Origin of the sequence: Clostridium sp. KLE 1755 (genome assembly GCF_000466465.2) — a bacterium.
Taxonomy (GTDB): Bacteria; Bacillota; Clostridia; order Lachnospirales; family Lachnospiraceae; genus Eisenbergiella; species Eisenbergiella porci.
The window spans coordinates 18863-33683 of record NZ_KE992681.1; the positions used below are offsets into that span (position 1 = coordinate 18863).

Sequence of the window (14821 nt, forward strand, 5' to 3'; positions counted from 1 at the left end):
TTTTTATTCAGAGAGCAAGATCAAGCTCCCTGAGTGAAATTTTCACCAGCTCCATCAGCCGTTCCATCCGGCCGTCCAGATAAAGGTAGCCGTAAAGCGCCTCCAGCGCGGTGGCCTTCCGGTAATCCCCTACGGAAGCATTCTTGGCCGTGGTATAGGACTTGGCATTCCGCCCCCGCCTGTATACGGCAAGCTCCTCCTCCGTAAGATACTGCTGCAAAACAGTTCCCATCTCCGCCTGTGTCTGCGCCTTGACCAGATGGCTTTTTTCCTTATGCAGCCTGTTGGGGGATGCATTATGCCGCTCCACCACCACAGTCCTGATAATGAGATCGTAAATACAATCCCCCACGAAGGCAAGAGTCAGGGGGGAGTAGGTCCGAAGATCTACTTCCCCCAGGTTGAATTCTTTTTTAATCTGCGTAAGCAGGCTTAAGCTCTCTTCCATTTTACTCCCTCGCGGGTATCCTCCAGAATGATTCCCCTCTCAAGCAGCTCATCCCTGATTTCATCCGCTCTGGCAAAATTCTTTGCTTTCCTGGCTGCCTGACGCTCCGCGATCAGCGCTTCCACGTCCTCATCCAGCATTTCTTCCTTTTTCTCCACGATAAGCCCGCAAACATCGGCCAGCTCCTTGATTTCCTCCAGCAGCGCTTTTATATAAGCGGCGGAATTATCCGCGCCGGCATTGGTATTGGCGAATTTCACAAGCTCAAAAATAGCGGCAATGGCGTCCGCCGTATTAAAATCATCGTCCATGGCCTCGTCAAACTTCACCGCAAATCCGGCAGCCTCCTTAAGAAGCTTCTTCTCCTCTTCCGTGGCTTCGCCCGCGCCCGCTTTTTCCAGAAGGAAATTCAGGTTGGCTGCAGCGGTACGGATTCTGTCCAGACCGTTCTTGGCCGCTTCCATCAGCTCGTCGCTGAAGTTCAGCGGGCTTCTGTAATGAGCGGAAAGCATGAAGAAACGGACCACCTGCGGATCATATTTCGCTACAATATCACGCACGGTAAAGAAGTTTCCGGCAGATTTGCTCATTTTTTTATTATCAATGTTCAAAAATGCGTTGTGCATCCAGTACCTGGCAAAGGTCTTGCCGTTTGCCGCCTCAGACTGGGCGATTTCGTTCTCATGATGAGGGAAAACCAAATCCTCCCCGCCTGCGTGGATATCGATCTCTTCCCCCAGATATTTCTTGCTCATTACGGAGCATTCGATATGCCAGCCGGGACGGCCTTTGCACCAGGGGGACTCCCAGTAAGGCTCCCCGTCTTTTTTCGGCTTCCAGAGTACGAAATCAAAGGGATCCTCCTTCTGATCCTCGCCGGATACCAGCAGGGAACGCTTGCCTCCCTCCAAATCATCCAGATTCTTATGGGAAAGCTTACCATATTCCTTAAAACTTCTGACACGGAAATATACCGTGCCGTCCTCCGCCGCATAGGCATGCCCTTTGTCAATCAGCTCCTGTATCATATCCAGCATGCCGCAGATTTCCTGGGTGGCCTGGGGATGGGTGGTGGCAGGCTTCACATTAAGGGATTCCATATCCTTTTTGCATTCCGCGATATAACGCTCGGAAATAACCGTGGAATCCACGCCCTCTTCAATCGCCTTCTTTATGATTTTATCATCCACATCAGTGAAGTTGCTCACATAATTTACTTTATAGCCCTTATGCTCAAAATAACGGCGCACCGTATCAAATACAATCATCGGGCGGGCATTGCCGATATGGATCAGATTATATACGGTGGGGCCGCAGACATACATTTTAACCTCACCGGGGGTAATCGGCACAAATTCTTCTTTTCTCTTTGTCAGGGTGTTGTAAATTTTCATCTTGACTGGTTCTCCTTTTTCATATTCTCAAATAATTTTATCGTAACTGTTCAGGGCGCTCAGTTTTCCGTCTGTTTCTCCCCGCATGACACGGGACAGCCCTCCTGCCCCTTCTGACAGCATTTTATCTTCTCGTGACACCGTTCCTTCTGACGGCACACCTCACGATAAGCGCATTTTTCTTCCTCGCAGCTTTTTTCCTCTGTTCTTTTAAGGTAACGCACTTCCGCCTCCAGGTCAAGCAGTCTGTTGATTAATTCACTGTTTGCATGCTGAAGATTGGAAATATCCTCTTTCACAGGGTCAGGCAGATTGACCTGATCCATGGTATCACGGGGAATCGGCTGATTTCCCCTTTTCACCACCCGGCCGGGCACTCCCACCACAGTGGAATTGGGCGGCACCTCCTCCAGCACCACGCTTCCCGCACCGATTTTGGAATTTTCCCCTATGGTAAAAGACCCCAGCACCTTGGCGCCGGCGCTTATCATAACATTATCCCCCACCGTAGGATGCCTTTTCCCATGCTCTTTCCCGGTTCCCCCCAGCGTTACCCCCTGATACAAAGTCACATTATCCCCGATAATCGCCGTTTCCCCGATAATCACACCATTTCCGTGATCAATAAAAAACCCCCTGCCAATCTGCGCTCCCGGATGGATTTCAATCCCCGTTTTCCTGACCCCCCTCTGCGAAATCCACCTGGCCAGAAAAAAATGGCCCGATCGATACAGCTTATGAGCCAGCCTGTAATGAAGCATGACCTTAAAGCTGGGATAAAGAAATACCTCCATAGAAGAATGTATTGCAGGGTCACGCTCCCTGATAATCCTAATCTCCTCTTTTATGTTTCCTATAATACCCATTTACCTTCCTTCTTTCCAGGGCAACAAATAAACCGCGGTTCCTTCCCTTCTCTGCAACAGAGACGGTTGAAGCCGCGGTTCCACTCTAATTCAGGTTAATACCTGCACTCAAAACACGTAACGTGCGTAAACGTACCCGGCTACAGGAAAACTCCCCTCACCCGATCAGCTCCCGGAGGCACTTTCAGCCATATCTGCCAGGAATGCTTCCAGCCGGTGACACTCCCTCTCTGCGGCAAACCAACAACCTACTCTTTCCGTTCATCGCCTTTTTCCTTCATTTGCTATCTATATACAGGATATGCAAAACTCCTTTTTTTGTCAACTTCTTTTTACTTATTCCTTCTTTTTACGTATTCCCCCACTTAACCCCCTGACACATTGTTCTAAACTCTTTATCAACCAATGCTAACTCGTATAATCCCTATGTATCTATCCGTTTCCACTATCCATCCTCCCTACACCTACCGCCTGCCAGGCCAAACGCATCCGCCTCAGACAATTTCATTGATGCATACGTCGCGGAGGGTTTTGATACGTTCCAGCCCCTGCAAAAGTCCCTCCCGCTCCCACCGGTATCCATTTCTGAAGCTAAAGCATTCTTCCGCCGGCCTTCTTCCGAACAGAAATGCGGTCAGCAGCTCAGGCGAGGTTTCCGCATAAATCTGCTGTCCGACTTTTCCCGCGTCCATTCTGCACACGCTGCTTTCGCCGGGACCGGTCTGCCATCTGAAAAATCCATTGTTTTCTTCAATCATGCTGTCCTCATATTTCAGCAGCACATCCAGTTTCTGCCTGCAACGGATGAAAGAAAGCATGGCGGGCAGACTGATAATCCTTCCCATAATTGCCGGCTGGCTGACAGTATCCGGCTCAAGCACAAGCTCCTCAAATTCCGGATAAATCAACGCCTCCTGTATCACCGGGCCTTTTTCCCGGCTGTAAAGGAAATAGCCCACAATCCGCTTATCATCCAGAAGCAGGAAACTGTCCCCCTGCTGGGCGTACATTTCCTTAAGCATCATTTCATAGTACTCCGCGGAGCGTTCCGTATATACCTGGAACCTGCGCTCCAGCAACGGAACCGCAAAACGCACCACCTCCGGGATATCCTCTTCCTCCATGGGCCTGACCTCCAGCATACCGTATCCCGGCTGTTCTTTTTTCTCCAGGACATTTTCCGCCGCCTGCAGTATTTTACGTCCGTCCCGGATAAAAACAGGTTCTCTCGATTCCCCTTCCAGCAGGTCGTCCGCCATCAGGCCGAACTCCGGCTGAAAAATCCACTGGGGCTTGTCATAAATATAGGTAAACCGGAAAGGCTCATAAATTTCAGGGGCCGCAGGCTGTAAGAAGGCAAACGGCTGTCCGGCAGCATTCAATTCCCCGCAGGCTTCCTTCAGCAGCCTGCCCATGAAGCCGTGCCTGCGCCACTCCTGTCTGGTCGCCACTCCCACAAGATAGGTAGATTCTACCTTCCGGAATATACCATCCGTCTTCACGCAGACCTGATAAGGCGTCATGGAAACCATGGACAGCAGCTTTCCATCCTCCTCCAGTATCAGGGCGTTGTTTTTTTCCGCCTTATTATCAAAATAATAGTCATTGAACAGCTTAGTGTCTTCTGCAAAAGCTTCTTCCCACAATTCCCTTAAACTACGGCAGCCGGCAGCCTCCAGCCGTCTGATCCGCTGCTTTTGTAATTCCATCCCTTTATCCAACCTTCTTCATTATTTATGCCTTCGGGCAGCCTCCGCACCCGGCGCAGCCTCCGTTCACATCCTGGGAATACAGGCCATAGGGTGTATTCAGAAGGCAGACAGCCTGGGAAGAAATGCCCTCTCCTGTCCCGGTAAAGCCAAGCCCTTCCTCTGTGGTTGCCTTTACATTCACCTGATCCACCTCAATTTGCAGCGCCTGCGCAATGTTTTTACGCATTGTATCGATGTGGGGACGCATTTTAGGCGCCTGCGCAATGATGGTTGCGTCAATATTTTCAATCAGAAAGCTGTGTTCCTCCAAAAGTTCGCCCACCTTACGCAGAAGCTCCATACTGCTGATTCCTTTATACGCGGGATCGGTATCGGGGAAATGCTTTCCGATATCCCCAAGCGCCGCAGCGCCAAGCAGGGCATCCATGATGGCATGCAGAAGGACATCCGCATCCGAATGGCCGAGAAGCCCTTTTTCGTAAGGGATTTCCACTCCGCCGATAATCAGCTTCCTGTCCTCCGTAAGGCGGTGTACGTCGTAGCCCATTCCTATTCTCATGTGTTACTCTCCTTAATAATCTGATCTTTTCAAAATGCATGTCGCAGCTTCAGCCTGTTCTGCAAGGGAACAGGCTGAAACCGGACTTTAATGAGAGTATACCACATTTTCCCTTTAAAAAAATCATTTTGAGGAGATTTTTTCGATTACATCAGCTGCTTTCTGCGCTCCTCCGGCTTTTCTGAAGCTTTCTCCGATTCCGCCCGCGGCCACACGAAACCGGGCATTCTTCAAAACCTGCAGGATGCTTTCCCGGATTACGGAGGCTTCCCTTCCCGGCAAGGGGATTCCGGCTCCCACCTCCTGTACGCGGCGGGCAACCGCGCCCTCCTCCGGCTGCTGGGGAAACAATACCATAGGCACGCCGAAATACAGGCTTTCGCTCACACTGTTCATGCCGCAGTGGGTAAGAAATACATCAGCCTCCTGAAGCACCTCCAGCTGATTGACCCTGGGTATTACCTGAAAATTATCCGGAATAACTCCGAGACCGGAAATATCTGTGCGCCCGCCTACTGACATAATGACATCCAAAGCTTCTGTTTTCAGCGCTTTCATGCAGCTTATATAGAAATCCTCCTGCCTGTTCAGCACGGTTCCCAGGGATATGTAAATCAGCGGCCTGCTTTTCTTATGTCCTGACGGCTTCGGGACCGCAATGGAAGGCCCGGTGAAGGTAAATTTATCGGAAAAGGTTTCCGACATGGGCTGGAATTCTTTCGATGTATAAACAATGGTTTCCGTATCATTATCATTTTGTAACAGCTCGTAAAATTGCCGGATTTCATAACCATGGCGGCGCAGCTGCCTGAGCCTGGCATTGATTCGGGGCATCCCGGACAGCATACGCAGAAGCTCCGAAAGGCTCTGCTTCATAAGACGCGCCGTCTGCTGGTTAAATGCAAAGGTGGTTGTGGAGCAGACGAAGGGAACATTCAGTTTTTTCGCATACAGCTTTCCCCAGATACAGATGGAATCCGATACTATACAATCCGGCTTCCAGGCCCGCAGCTCACCCAGTACCTTATCTTCCATGGCAAGCGTTACATCCACAGTCATATCCACCAGGGAGGACAGATCCTTTCCTACTTTTTTGTCAATATCTTTTGGAGCGGGAGGCATAAAATCATCGCAGGGTATGCAGACGGCGCCTGTTTCTTCAATACGGGACCGGAACTCATAAAAGGAATAGTAATGGACCTGATTTCCCCTTTTTACCAGCTCACGGACGACCTCTATGGTAGGATTGGTATGCCCATAGGCAGGAATACAGAAAAATACAATTTTACTCATGTCACAGTTTTCCTTTCTTTCACATATGCACTTTTGTATTAAAAGTATTACTTTTCTTACTTTTCACACTTTTACTATAGTTCATATAAGATCGGATGTCAATGAAAATAAATCAATTGTTCATTATTTAGCTTGACGGTTCATGTAATCTCTGCTATCCTCAATACAAACCAACCGTCGGTTTATATGGAGGCATTATGGGAAGAAACAAATATCCTGAACAAACAGTTGAGAAAATCATAATTACAGCTGCCCGGCTTTTTTCAGAAAAGGGGTATGAGCAGACGAGTATCCAGGACATCCTGGATGCTCTGAAGCTGTCCAAAGGCGGGCTTTACCATCACTTCAAGTCAAAAGAAGAGATTCTGGAGGCTGTCATACAGAAGAGGGCACAGTATGTTTTTGACAGTTTCCATGAGCTCATTCGTAATACTAAGGCTGAAAATGCAAAAGAGAAGCTGAAAAAAATTCTTTTACAGCTCGTGGATGACTCAGAAACCCATATGTTTGATAAGGTGTTATCATCGCAGGTCAATCCCTATTTCGTAGTCGGAAGCATGCAGGCAAGTATGCAGCAGGATGCGCCGACTCTCTGTGAACTGATTAAAGAAGGCATCAGGGACGGTTCCCTGCAGACGACGCAGCCCGCCCTTTGTTCAGAGGTTTTTCTGATACTTCTGAATTACTGGGCAAATCCGGTATTGTTCGGGCGTAACTGTGCGGAAACAAAAGAACGTCTGAATTACCTGCAGTTTGTTATGAGGCAGCTTGGCCTGGATATTCTTGACGATAACATAATTGCAAGCCTTGCCGAGGCTTATGGCTGATATAATATATCTGATGATTTTATGAGGAAGGCCTGGAGCCATTTTTTCCTTGAAGGTTGTAAAAATGACTGTTGCTATAGACGGTCGTTTTTTTTAACAATATAAAGACCGACGGTCGGTTTTTTATATAAGATAATTAAATATCATATTCCAGGAGGAAAAGGAAATGGATCAGAACAGATTACAAGAAAGCACAATGAAGGCAGCAAAGAAAACAATGGAATTAACCCGTTCCGCAATGGAGCATACGCAAAAGACTTTAGAAAAAACCCAGGAGCTTAGCCGTTTTGCAGCGGAAAAATCAAAGAAACTGCGTACACCGTCAGCAAAAGCCGACAGAATCGGAACTGCTGTGGGAGGAATTGCCGGGGTGGGCCTGCTGCTGGGAGGCGCAGTTTGGATGTGTATCGGTAAGCCTGCGTATGCCGCCGGGGCATTAATAGCAGGCGCCGCTGCGCTGCTGTCTAACCGCATTCATTATTATCAGATGAAGGGGAAAAAATAGGGATCTGGGATACCCAGGGAAATCTTTATAAAAGATGCTTTTGAGAATTGGTGCATCTATGGCAGAAGATTGGATTATTTCAAAACAGGACAGCTAAATAATTTGTGTTTTTAATTTCAAGAAGGCCGCGGCAGGGATATGGCATCACTGCCTTAAAGCCCTCCCGGCGGCCGATATCGTGCAGAAGCTCCATTACATACGCTCGTTCGCTGTCCATACTGTTGATTTTGACTGCAATCAGACCGGCATTTTCCGCTACAGAAATACTGTGCCACACCCAGGGGCCCGGCATTTTTTCTGCTGCCAAATCAAGCTCCCGTCCTGCCTCCTCTGGTGTTTACATATTCATTCCTCCTGATTTTTCCCGGGGAACATATCATCAAACATCTGTCCTGTGCTGTCATAAGGAAGGATGCCGATTCCCTGTTCTTCATCAGCAAGCAAAAGCAGCATGTCCCCCGGTTCGATCTGAAACATATCCCGTACCTCTTTTGGAACTATAATCTGTCCCTTCGGCCCTACCTTGACGGTAGCCACAAATTTACCTTTCGGCGGTTTAAGCTTTGCCATAACAATTCCTCCCTTTTATCTGATACAGGAAAGCAGGCCTTCGGCAAATGCCGCCGCTGTATACTGCCTTCCATTTTCTCATCAGACTGGCAGGCAAGGAAATTTTACTTTATTTCCTTCCGCCAAGTCTTACTTGTAAGAAAAAGCGTACCATCATTTACCTGGCGCGTCAACCGGAACAATAATCTTCTTGTCTCTCTTTTTATCTTTCTTTTTCAACCCAAATAAAACATTCAGCACAGGAATTCTCACAAACAGTTCCCCCAAAAGCACTGCCGACGCCAGTGAAAAAACAAACGTCATTATATAATTCATTATGTATGGAAGAGCAAGCTTTTCCGAAAGAAACCATGCAGCATAAATCATGGGAACATAGTGAAAATAATAAATGCCGAAGCTGCGGATGCTCATCCGGGACGTAAAGCAGGTGCTTCGGTTCCACCACCGGCCGGCGGCTCCCAGTATTGCCAGAATCATGAGCCAGGTATAAAGCATCACCAGCCAGTTATTAACCACAGCCTGATAAGGCTTCCCCCAGGAAACGGCCGTCTGCGCCACACCTGCTGCAAGCCCCGCCGCAAGCAGCAGAATACAGTGCTTTTGCAGGCTCCGCTGGACTCTGTCATGAGAAAATACATAATATCCCAAAAGGAACAGAAGCAGATACAGTCCGATACGGAAGGTATAGGCAATATACAGAAGCTGAGCCGCTCCCAGGACCGGCAGATAAAACGCCAGCAGTACAGGAATACTACAGCGTTCGCCCCACGCAGAAAGACGCCCCTTTTTATCGGCTTTCCGAAACAGCACTAATACCAAAGACAGTACAAAAAGCTGAAGAAGGAACCAGGAGGGGCCCATGCCATTAACGATCCGGATGCAGAATATGATTGGCGCAGGCAATGCCGCAAATACCTCCTCCATGTGGTTCACCCGGAAGGAAAGCCCCGATGCAAGCGGCCCGATTAAAATCAGATAGAAAACAAAAGGCACCAACAACCGCCATACCCTCTCCCTGATATATTCCCTTCCGCTCTTTTTGCTGAGGGAAAAGCGGGCGCATATACCGCTGACCACAAACAGAAGCGGCATAAACCAGGGATAAATCAGATAACCGATGGCATCCATGGCTGGTATACCCGGCGCATTATAGCTCATCACCGCCCCGCAGCTGCCGTATATGCTGACCACATGAAAAACCAGCACCAGCACAATTACGCTCCAACGGATATTATCCAGATAATATTTTCTCATTGCATTCCCTCCAGTGAAAGGCACATAACGCCTGTATTCCTTATCCTGCTGTACATCTTGTCACATATGTGTCATAATCAAACCATACAGGAGGTTCGCCCCAAAAGCAATCCTTCAGAGAATAGTGCTACAGAAATGAAATATATGTGACAGGAGCCATACCATGAAAAAAGGACAATCCCATCCCGCATCCGCCCTTTCCCAGAAGCTTCTGGCGGACGGCCTTCTTTCCCTGCTGGAGCAAAAGCCCTTCCGGGAAATCACAATAAAGGAGCTATGCTCTCATTCCGATATTGCAAGACGCACCTTTTACCGGCATTTCAGCTCTGTGGAGGATGTAATGGCATATGTGGTTTCCCATATCATTGAAAATTTTAATAAACATATGTTACAGGTGCAGAAAGAGGCGTATCCCGCTATTCTCGCTTCTTACTTCGCTTTCTGGAAGGATTACGCCTCTCTGCTGGAGCTTCTGAACAAAAATAATCTTGCCCACCTGATTTTTATTCCCTACATGCAAAGCCTTCCCGGACTGCCCTGGCTTTTTCCTCCCGGAAGCTTTCTCGACAGCTTTCCCGACAGTTTTCTCCGGGAGACGCCGGAGGGTGGAGAGGATATGGAGGTCCTAAACTGCCGGCTTTCTTACCATTCCGGCGGATTATGGAGTGTGCTCACCTATTGGTGCGTAAACGGGTGCAGCCAGCCGGCGGAAAAACTGGCACAGATACTATGCGGAATGCTCTGAATGGCATCCGGTACGAAAATATTTTAACCGCAGCCTGATGACGTGGGCGGTCTGATGATTTTTTGCTGCCAGATCCAGGATATCCCTTCTCTGGGAATTCCGGTCCCATAAATAATATCAAACTCCGCTTCCTTAAAAGGCGGAGCCACCTTTTTTAACCACCTTCAGGCGGGTTCTGTTCCCGATCCGTTCCCACCGATTTTTATCATATTAATCCGCCTTACATCAAGGCGCACCGAGGCATAGAATTTCAGTGCCCGCCGGTGGTCGTCCGGTAAATCTCCCGGTTTATCACCGGATATTTTCTGAACCGTTCTGCTGTTTCCTTCTCTTTTCTGCCATTTCTGGTTGCCCTCCCTTTTTATTTCCTATATACTGAATATATTAAAACCTGTAACTGTATAGTTTTTGCAATATGGCACTGTAAACCGTCAGGGCACATGCTGCAATTTTTGTAACCGGACATATGCCGCAAAAGAGAAGGAGGATCCTTATATGGATATTGAAATCCGCAAACTGACACCCGACCTGGCAGAGGATTATGCACACTTTTTCGATGTTACTCCTCACGATATCAACGAAGACGAAGCCAAATGCTACTGCGTGACCTGGCGCAGCGATGCTTCCTATGCGAACGAAGGGCACTGGTTTCCCACTCGTGAGGACAGAAGGGCGCATGCCATCCACTTCATCAAAACGGGCAGCCTTCAGGGCTATCTGGCCTATTGCGGTGATGAAATCGTGGGATGGTGCAACGCCAACGGGGATTGTCAATATTGCCTCGATTACCTGCGTTCCTCCTGGCCGATTGAAGAATACCGAGAGGATGTCAGAGTGAAATCCATATTTTGCTTTGTAATTACCCCCAGGCTGCAACGACAGGGGATTGCTACGCAGCTGGTGGAACGAGTCTGCATGGATGCGGCCGGTGAAGGTTATGATTTTGTCGAGGCCTATGTAAACAGCAATTTCATTGATACCTGCCAGGATTTCAGAGGGCCTGTTACGATGTATGAAAAATGCGGATTTGTCAGATTCGCTGAACGGGACGGCAAAACGGTTATGCGCAAGGCGCTCAGACAGCAGCTCTAGGAAGCATCCGATAAAGACCGGCTGATAAAAAAATCAGAGCAGATAAAAAAGGAAGGCAAAAATAACATGGATTTGACATTAAAACTGAATGCACGCTTTCAGCCAAAACACAGATTTGAGCTGGAGGATGCCCTGCAGGAAATTCTGGAAAAAGAGCAGGCAGGGGAGGTTACCGGAGGTGGTACGGCACAAAACCCAAACGGTGAAATTGCATACTGCGATATTGATATTTATTTGACGGAGGATACCCCGGAACGCCTGAACTGGCTGGTCTCTCTGCTCAATACCATAGGCATCCCCAAAGGCAGCGTTCTGCAGGGTACAGGACCTGAAATTGAGGTAGGAACCTTAGAGGGGCTGGCCTATTACTCCAACGGCGCGGATTTGCCGGATGAGATTTACCAGACCTGTGATATCAATTATGTGATTGAGCAGATGGAGCAGGCCATGGAGGGCATCGGCAGGATGTACAGCTATTGGGAGGGCAGCACATACACCGCCCTGTATTTTTACGGAACCTCCTTTGCTGAAATGAAAGAAAAAATAGAGCCTTTTATTGCCTCCTATCCTCTGTGCCAAAAAAGCCGGATTGAGCAGATTGCTTAATTCCTGCTTACATTTGCCTGAATCGGAATGGTAGGAATGCATTTCTTTTAAAAAAACAGGGTGGCAGCATGATTTAGATATGAAACAGTCGGGCCTGAAGACGGGTTTGATTTTAAACATTATGACTGACGGTTCCAGTTTTCAGGATGTTCGTCAGATTTAATGCAGGGAGCAGGGTTGCATATGACAAATGAACAAAGAACGGAACAAATCATAAAAAAATACGGATTTAACTTAATCAATATTTCCAAAGAAGAAATTATCGTTCTGCTGCAAAAAGAAATTGCCGATTACCAGCCCGGCAGTTCCGAATACCTCAGGGTACTGTGCGGCTATTTATACTGCATGGGCGATATTTCAGACGTTCCCCTGCTTGAAAAAGCGAAGTACAGCATTAATATGGACGTGGGCTGCATGATTGACAGCGAGTGGATTGACAGCCTGAAAAACGGTGGAATCAGCTCCCAATATATCAGATCCAGGCAGGAAATCATTGATGACTTCGTACTGTATTACAAAGATTTTCAGGCCGAAGAGGAAGGGCTGGAATAATTCACTTTACCGGGCATCAGCGTCAGGAAGCGCTACAGCCCGGAAGCTTACGGGGGTAGCTATCATGGAATGGTTAAATATATTCGGCCTGTTCTTCATTTCTATCATTATGATTCCGAACATTATCTATGCAGTTCAATGCAGGGACGACTTTATTGATGTTTGGAAAAACAAAAAAATAGAATTTCTGGAACAGGTTGGCCGTTTTGGCTGCTTCGGGACAATGATAATTAATATTCCCGGCACCTGTCATGGCTTTCCGTCAGACGAAGCATTCGCAATGTATCTGGGAATTAATGGGGTACTGCTCTTCCTTTACTGCCTGATTTGGATTATCTGCTTCAGGAAAAATTCGCTTTTCAGGGCGCTGGCTTTATCCATCCTCCCCTCCGCAATATTTCTTTCCAGTGGAATCTTAAGCCGCTCAGTCCTGCTCACAGCGGCGGCAGTTATTTTCGCTCCCTGCCATATTTTAATCAGTTATAAAAATGCAGATCCCATAAAATCTGCGAAACAAATCAAAGACCTCGCTGCAGAGCAGCGGGGTATTTGACCCTCGCGGCAGTCGCCAAATATCCATGCAAGCATGGCTACTTGGCTCGTTGCTCGCGGGAATAAACAACAATTTTTCTGGTAAATAAAATGAAGCCGGGCTTCAAGAGGTTACATATGAAAATTTTACTTTTATGCCTGAATGCTTTTGAAACCATAGAGTTCAGCTCTTTTGTTGATGTAATGAGCTGGGCGCATGATGATTTCGGCTGTGATGTGGAAATTGATATCTGTGGTTGATTGCATCCGTCTGTGTGGCCGCTTTCCCACTGGCAAAAAGCGGCGTTCTGAAGGGCAGGAAAGCAACCACCTGCCATCTGCGCGGAAGCTGTAAAAGGAAGGAATTGGAGGAGTCCGGCGCTGTTCCGGGAAATGAATGGCTTATTGTCAATGACAATATCATCACCTCCTCCTGCCTGAAAACCGTTCCCGATGTTGCATTCCGGTTATTGGAAATACTTACAACAAAAGAAAAAGCCCATCGGATCCTTGAGGCCATGGGCTTTTAACCGAACAGTTTGGGAGGAAAAACGGAATGAAAATACTATTGGTTTCCATGTTCCAAAATGTTGCCGGATTCTTCAACAGCGCAGGCTGTTACCGGATCTCTTCACCGGTAACGGCATTGATGAACATTATTTTCTTATAGCTGTCTGTTTTGCCATCGTTCTTTTCCCCCTTGGCAGGCTTCGCATAGTCATACTGTAAGGTCAGGCTCCATGCCGGAACCAGCTTAACGTCCTCATAGCTGTCATTATAGGGCGTGGGGACATATTCTAAATCAGCTGCCGTGACTGTGATTTTATCCGTGGAATTACTGCCGTTACAGATATCAGCCGCCTTTTGCAGCGCCTCTTCGGCGGAAAGAAGCTGACCGGCCGCCGCGTCAGTACTTTGCATCTGATAGATAGCGCTGTAACGCAGCTCCATTATCCCCTTCTTTGAAAAGGATACTTCAACCACGGAGCCTTCCATGCCTCGTTCATTTGCCTGAGTCGTGTAGGTTTTCTGCGTTATGGGAATGTTATTGTCCACAACCTTGAAATAGAACCGGTAGAAATCGTCATCCGATGTGAACTTATCCTTTGTCTGATAACCATATGTCGGATCATTTTCTGATTTGTCATCCGCCGGCGTTATGCCAAACGTCTCCATATATTCCGACATTTCTTTGATTCTTTTATCCTGCTGTTCCTGCATAGCTGCCGAATCAATGGCGTAGCATTCCACTTCGTCCGCAACGTCAATTGAAAGCTTATTCAAAACAAGGGAAACAGCCTCAAGGGCTTCTTCCTTTGTCATAAAGCCCAGATTTTCCTGTCTGTATACCTCTCCCAACCCGGATCCGACAGAATTGATATCGTAATCCGCCGAGAAGCTGTCTGTGGGAAATTTGTAATATGCACAGTCCTTTGTCCGGTAGTAAAGGGTGCCCGGGGTTAACAGCAGCGATGCGCTGCCATCGCTGTAGGAAATGCCGCCGTCTGCCGCAGCCGCTTCCTTTTGGGGTGTTTTTCCGTCAAACAGGACGGAGACTGCCTTCTGTTCATCAAACCACATCCTTTTTGCCGTCATGATATGGGCGCTGCTGATATCAGGCGCAAGGACATCCGCATCTGCAGAAAAATTACCGCCATAATCTTTACTGATATGTATGGTTGTGTTCCGGACCGATTCACCGGCAGTTAGAACATCCTCCTGTGCGTCCGGCGTATTTGTCTCTGCTGCACTTAACCCCGGAACGTTAGACGCCGATGCATCAGACTCCGATACATTTGCCCCTTGTGCATTTGCCTCCGGCGTATTTGACGCCCCTGCATTTGAACCGGCCGTGCCTGCCGGGGCC

19 protein-coding genes, 1 pseudogene and 1 other annotated feature are annotated in these 14821 nt (G+C 48.0%); of the genes and pseudogenes, 9 read left to right on the top strand and 11 right to left on the bottom strand.

Annotated features, from left to right (window positions below):
* Nucleotides 1–7 precede the first annotated feature (7 nt).
* The 6 genes from HMPREF1548_RS07470 to HMPREF1548_RS07495 all read right to left on the bottom strand — a co-directional run bounded on the left by HMPREF1548_RS07470 (nucleotide 8) and on the right by HMPREF1548_RS07495 (nucleotide 6272).
* Nucleotides 8–448: a Mini-ribonuclease 3 gene (locus tag HMPREF1548_RS07470; protein WP_021635319.1), complete on the bottom strand. Its 441-nt coding sequence runs from the start codon at nucleotides 446–448 to the stop codon at nucleotides 8–10.
* Nucleotides 433–1842 (bottom strand): cysteine--tRNA ligase, encoded by a 1410-nt coding sequence (gene cysS, locus HMPREF1548_RS07475; RefSeq protein ID WP_021635320.1) that lies wholly within the window; start codon nucleotides 1840–1842, stop codon nucleotides 433–435. Before cysS ends, HMPREF1548_RS07470 begins: the two co-directional genes overlap by 16 nt.
* A 59-nt stretch (nucleotides 1843–1901) precedes the next feature.
* Nucleotides 1902–2702 (bottom strand): serine O-acetyltransferase EpsC, encoded by an 801-nt coding sequence (epsC, locus tag HMPREF1548_RS07480; protein WP_353612044.1) that lies wholly within the window; start codon nucleotides 2700–2702, stop codon nucleotides 1902–1904.
* A gap of 61 nt (nucleotides 2703–2763) precedes the next feature.
* Nucleotides 2764–2982, bottom strand: a binding site (T-box leader).
* Between the two features lie 220 nt (nucleotides 2983–3202).
* The gene (locus HMPREF1548_RS07485) at nucleotides 3203–4417 is read right to left on the bottom strand and encodes a GNAT family N-acetyltransferase (protein WP_021635323.1); all 1215 of its coding nucleotides are present in this window, start codon (nucleotides 4415–4417) and stop codon (nucleotides 3203–3205) included.
* Nucleotides 4418–4442: 25 nt separating this feature from the next.
* Complete coding sequence (gene ispF / locus HMPREF1548_RS07490) at nucleotides 4443–4979, bottom strand: 2-C-methyl-D-erythritol 2,4-cyclodiphosphate synthase (protein ID WP_021635324.1); 537 nt, start codon at nucleotides 4977–4979, stop codon at nucleotides 4443–4445.
* 123 nt (nucleotides 4980–5102) lie between these two features.
* Nucleotides 5103–6272 carry a macrolide family glycosyltransferase gene (locus HMPREF1548_RS07495; protein WP_021635325.1) on the bottom strand — a complete coding sequence of 390 codons (1170 nt, stop codon included), beginning with the start codon at nucleotides 6270–6272 and terminating at the stop codon, nucleotides 5103–5105.
* A 197-nt stretch (nucleotides 6273–6469) separates the two neighbouring features.
* Here HMPREF1548_RS07495 and HMPREF1548_RS07500 point away from each other — a divergent pair, with 197 nt between their 5' ends.
* A complete protein-coding gene (locus tag HMPREF1548_RS07500; protein ID WP_021635327.1) occupies nucleotides 6470–7099 on the top strand; it encodes a TetR/AcrR family transcriptional regulator in 630 nt (209 codons plus the stop codon).
* Between the two features lie 166 nt (nucleotides 7100–7265).
* Entirely contained in the window at nucleotides 7266–7604 is a 339-nt protein-coding gene (locus tag HMPREF1548_RS07505; protein WP_021635328.1) for a hypothetical protein, read from the top strand.
* Nucleotides 7605–7683: 79 nt separating this feature from the next.
* Here the strand turns inward: HMPREF1548_RS07505 and HMPREF1548_RS07510 are convergent, their stop codons facing one another.
* From HMPREF1548_RS07510 to HMPREF1548_RS07520, 3 genes are all read right to left on the bottom strand, one after another.
* On the bottom strand, nucleotides 7684–7911 hold the full coding sequence (locus tag HMPREF1548_RS07510; protein WP_035321519.1) for an HD domain-containing protein: 228 nt from the start codon (nucleotides 7909–7911) through the stop codon (nucleotides 7684–7686).
* A gap of 38 nt (nucleotides 7912–7949) precedes the next feature.
* Nucleotides 7950–8174, bottom strand: a complete 225-nt coding sequence (locus HMPREF1548_RS07515) for an AbrB/MazE/SpoVT family DNA-binding domain-containing protein (RefSeq protein ID WP_021635330.1) — start codon at nucleotides 8172–8174, stop codon at nucleotides 7950–7952.
* Between the two features lie 153 nt (nucleotides 8175–8327).
* Nucleotides 8328–9428 (bottom strand): acyltransferase family protein, encoded by a 1101-nt coding sequence (locus HMPREF1548_RS07520; RefSeq protein WP_021635331.1) that lies wholly within the window; start codon nucleotides 9426–9428, stop codon nucleotides 8328–8330.
* A 163-nt stretch (nucleotides 9429–9591) separates the two neighbouring features.
* Between HMPREF1548_RS07520 and HMPREF1548_RS07525 the strand changes: the two genes are divergently transcribed.
* Nucleotides 9592–10173 carry a TetR/AcrR family transcriptional regulator gene (locus HMPREF1548_RS07525; protein WP_021635332.1) on the top strand — a complete coding sequence of 194 codons (582 nt, stop codon included), beginning with the start codon at nucleotides 9592–9594 and terminating at the stop codon, nucleotides 10171–10173.
* Between the two features lie 83 nt (nucleotides 10174–10256).
* On the opposite strand, the pseudogene HMPREF1548_RS30450 reads toward HMPREF1548_RS07525, so the two are convergent.
* Nucleotides 10257–10433, bottom strand: a pseudogene (locus tag HMPREF1548_RS30450) (recombinase RecA); the annotation flags it as partial.
* A 235-nt stretch (nucleotides 10434–10668) separates the two neighbouring features.
* Between HMPREF1548_RS30450 and HMPREF1548_RS07530 the strand changes: the two are divergent.
* The 6 genes from HMPREF1548_RS07530 to HMPREF1548_RS28845 all read left to right on the top strand — a co-directional run bounded on the left by HMPREF1548_RS07530 (nucleotide 10669) and on the right by HMPREF1548_RS28845 (nucleotide 13484).
* Nucleotides 10669–11265, top strand: coding sequence for a GNAT family N-acetyltransferase (locus HMPREF1548_RS07530; RefSeq protein ID WP_021635335.1), 597 nt, complete (start codon nucleotides 10669–10671; stop codon nucleotides 11263–11265).
* 66 nt (nucleotides 11266–11331) lie between these two features.
* Nucleotides 11332–11871 carry a hypothetical protein gene (locus tag HMPREF1548_RS07535; protein ID WP_021635336.1) on the top strand — a complete coding sequence of 180 codons (540 nt, stop codon included), beginning with the start codon at nucleotides 11332–11334 and terminating at the stop codon, nucleotides 11869–11871.
* Nucleotides 11872–12054: 183 nt separating this feature from the next.
* Nucleotides 12055–12423 (top strand): hypothetical protein, encoded by a 369-nt coding sequence (locus tag HMPREF1548_RS07540; protein ID WP_035321522.1) that lies wholly within the window; start codon nucleotides 12055–12057, stop codon nucleotides 12421–12423.
* Nucleotides 12424–12487: 64 nt separating this feature from the next.
* On the top strand, nucleotides 12488–12976 hold the full coding sequence (locus HMPREF1548_RS07545; RefSeq protein WP_021635338.1) for a hypothetical protein: 489 nt from the start codon (nucleotides 12488–12490) through the stop codon (nucleotides 12974–12976).
* Between the two features lie 116 nt (nucleotides 12977–13092).
* Nucleotides 13093–13215 (top strand): protease, encoded by a 123-nt coding sequence (locus tag HMPREF1548_RS30820; protein WP_035321540.1) that lies wholly within the window; start codon nucleotides 13093–13095, stop codon nucleotides 13213–13215.
* Entirely contained in the window at nucleotides 13212–13484 is a 273-nt protein-coding gene (locus HMPREF1548_RS28845) for a DJ-1/PfpI family protein (RefSeq protein ID WP_051358334.1), read from the top strand. Before HMPREF1548_RS30820 ends, HMPREF1548_RS28845 begins: the two co-directional genes overlap by 4 nt.
* Nucleotides 13485–13572: 88 nt before the next feature.
* On the opposite strand, the gene HMPREF1548_RS07560 is transcribed toward HMPREF1548_RS28845, so the two are convergent.
* The coding region (locus HMPREF1548_RS07560; protein ID WP_021635341.1) for a hypothetical protein at nucleotides 13573–14821 on the bottom strand (1249 nt) is incomplete at its 5' end.

What these genes read in the sequence shown, in the direction of transcription:
- HMPREF1548_RS07470 (WP_021635319.1), bottom strand. Translation starts at nt 448, where the DNA reads ATGGAAGAGAGCTTAAGCCTGCTTACGCAGATTAAAAAAGAATTCAAC.
- cysS (WP_021635320.1), bottom strand. Translation starts at nt 1,842, where the DNA reads ATGAAAATTTACAACACCCTGACAAAGAGAAAAGAAGAATTTGTGCCG.
- HMPREF1548_RS07485 (WP_021635323.1), bottom strand. Translation starts at nt 4,417, where the DNA reads ATGGAATTACAAAAGCAGCGGATCAGACGGCTGGAGGCTGCCGGCTGC.
- ispF (WP_021635324.1), bottom strand. Translation starts at nt 4,979, where the DNA reads ATGAGAATAGGAATGGGCTACGACGTACACCGCCTTACGGAGGACAGG.
- HMPREF1548_RS07495 (WP_021635325.1), bottom strand. Translation starts at nt 6,272, where the DNA reads ATGAGTAAAATTGTATTTTTCTGTATTCCTGCCTATGGGCATACCAAT.
- HMPREF1548_RS07500 (WP_021635327.1), top strand. Translation starts at nt 6,470, where the DNA reads ATGGGAAGAAACAAATATCCTGAACAAACAGTTGAGAAAATCATAATT.
- HMPREF1548_RS07505 (WP_021635328.1), top strand. Translation starts at nt 7,266, where the DNA reads ATGGATCAGAACAGATTACAAGAAAGCACAATGAAGGCAGCAAAGAAA.
- HMPREF1548_RS07515 (WP_021635330.1), bottom strand. Translation starts at nt 8,174, where the DNA reads ATGGCAAAGCTTAAACCGCCGAAAGGTAAATTTGTGGCTACCGTCAAG.
- HMPREF1548_RS07520 (WP_021635331.1), bottom strand. Translation starts at nt 9,428, where the DNA reads ATGAGAAAATATTATCTGGATAATATCCGTTGGAGCGTAATTGTGCTG.
- HMPREF1548_RS07525 (WP_021635332.1), top strand. Translation starts at nt 9,592, where the DNA reads ATGAAAAAAGGACAATCCCATCCCGCATCCGCCCTTTCCCAGAAGCTT.
- HMPREF1548_RS07530 (WP_021635335.1), top strand. Translation starts at nt 10,669, where the DNA reads ATGGATATTGAAATCCGCAAACTGACACCCGACCTGGCAGAGGATTAT.
- HMPREF1548_RS07535 (WP_021635336.1), top strand. Translation starts at nt 11,332, where the DNA reads ATGGATTTGACATTAAAACTGAATGCACGCTTTCAGCCAAAACACAGA.
- HMPREF1548_RS07540 (WP_035321522.1), top strand. Translation starts at nt 12,055, where the DNA reads ATGACAAATGAACAAAGAACGGAACAAATCATAAAAAAATACGGATTT.
- HMPREF1548_RS07545 (WP_021635338.1), top strand. Translation starts at nt 12,488, where the DNA reads ATGGAATGGTTAAATATATTCGGCCTGTTCTTCATTTCTATCATTATG.
- HMPREF1548_RS30820 (WP_035321540.1), top strand. Translation starts at nt 13,093, where the DNA reads ATGAAAATTTTACTTTTATGCCTGAATGCTTTTGAAACCATAGAGTTC.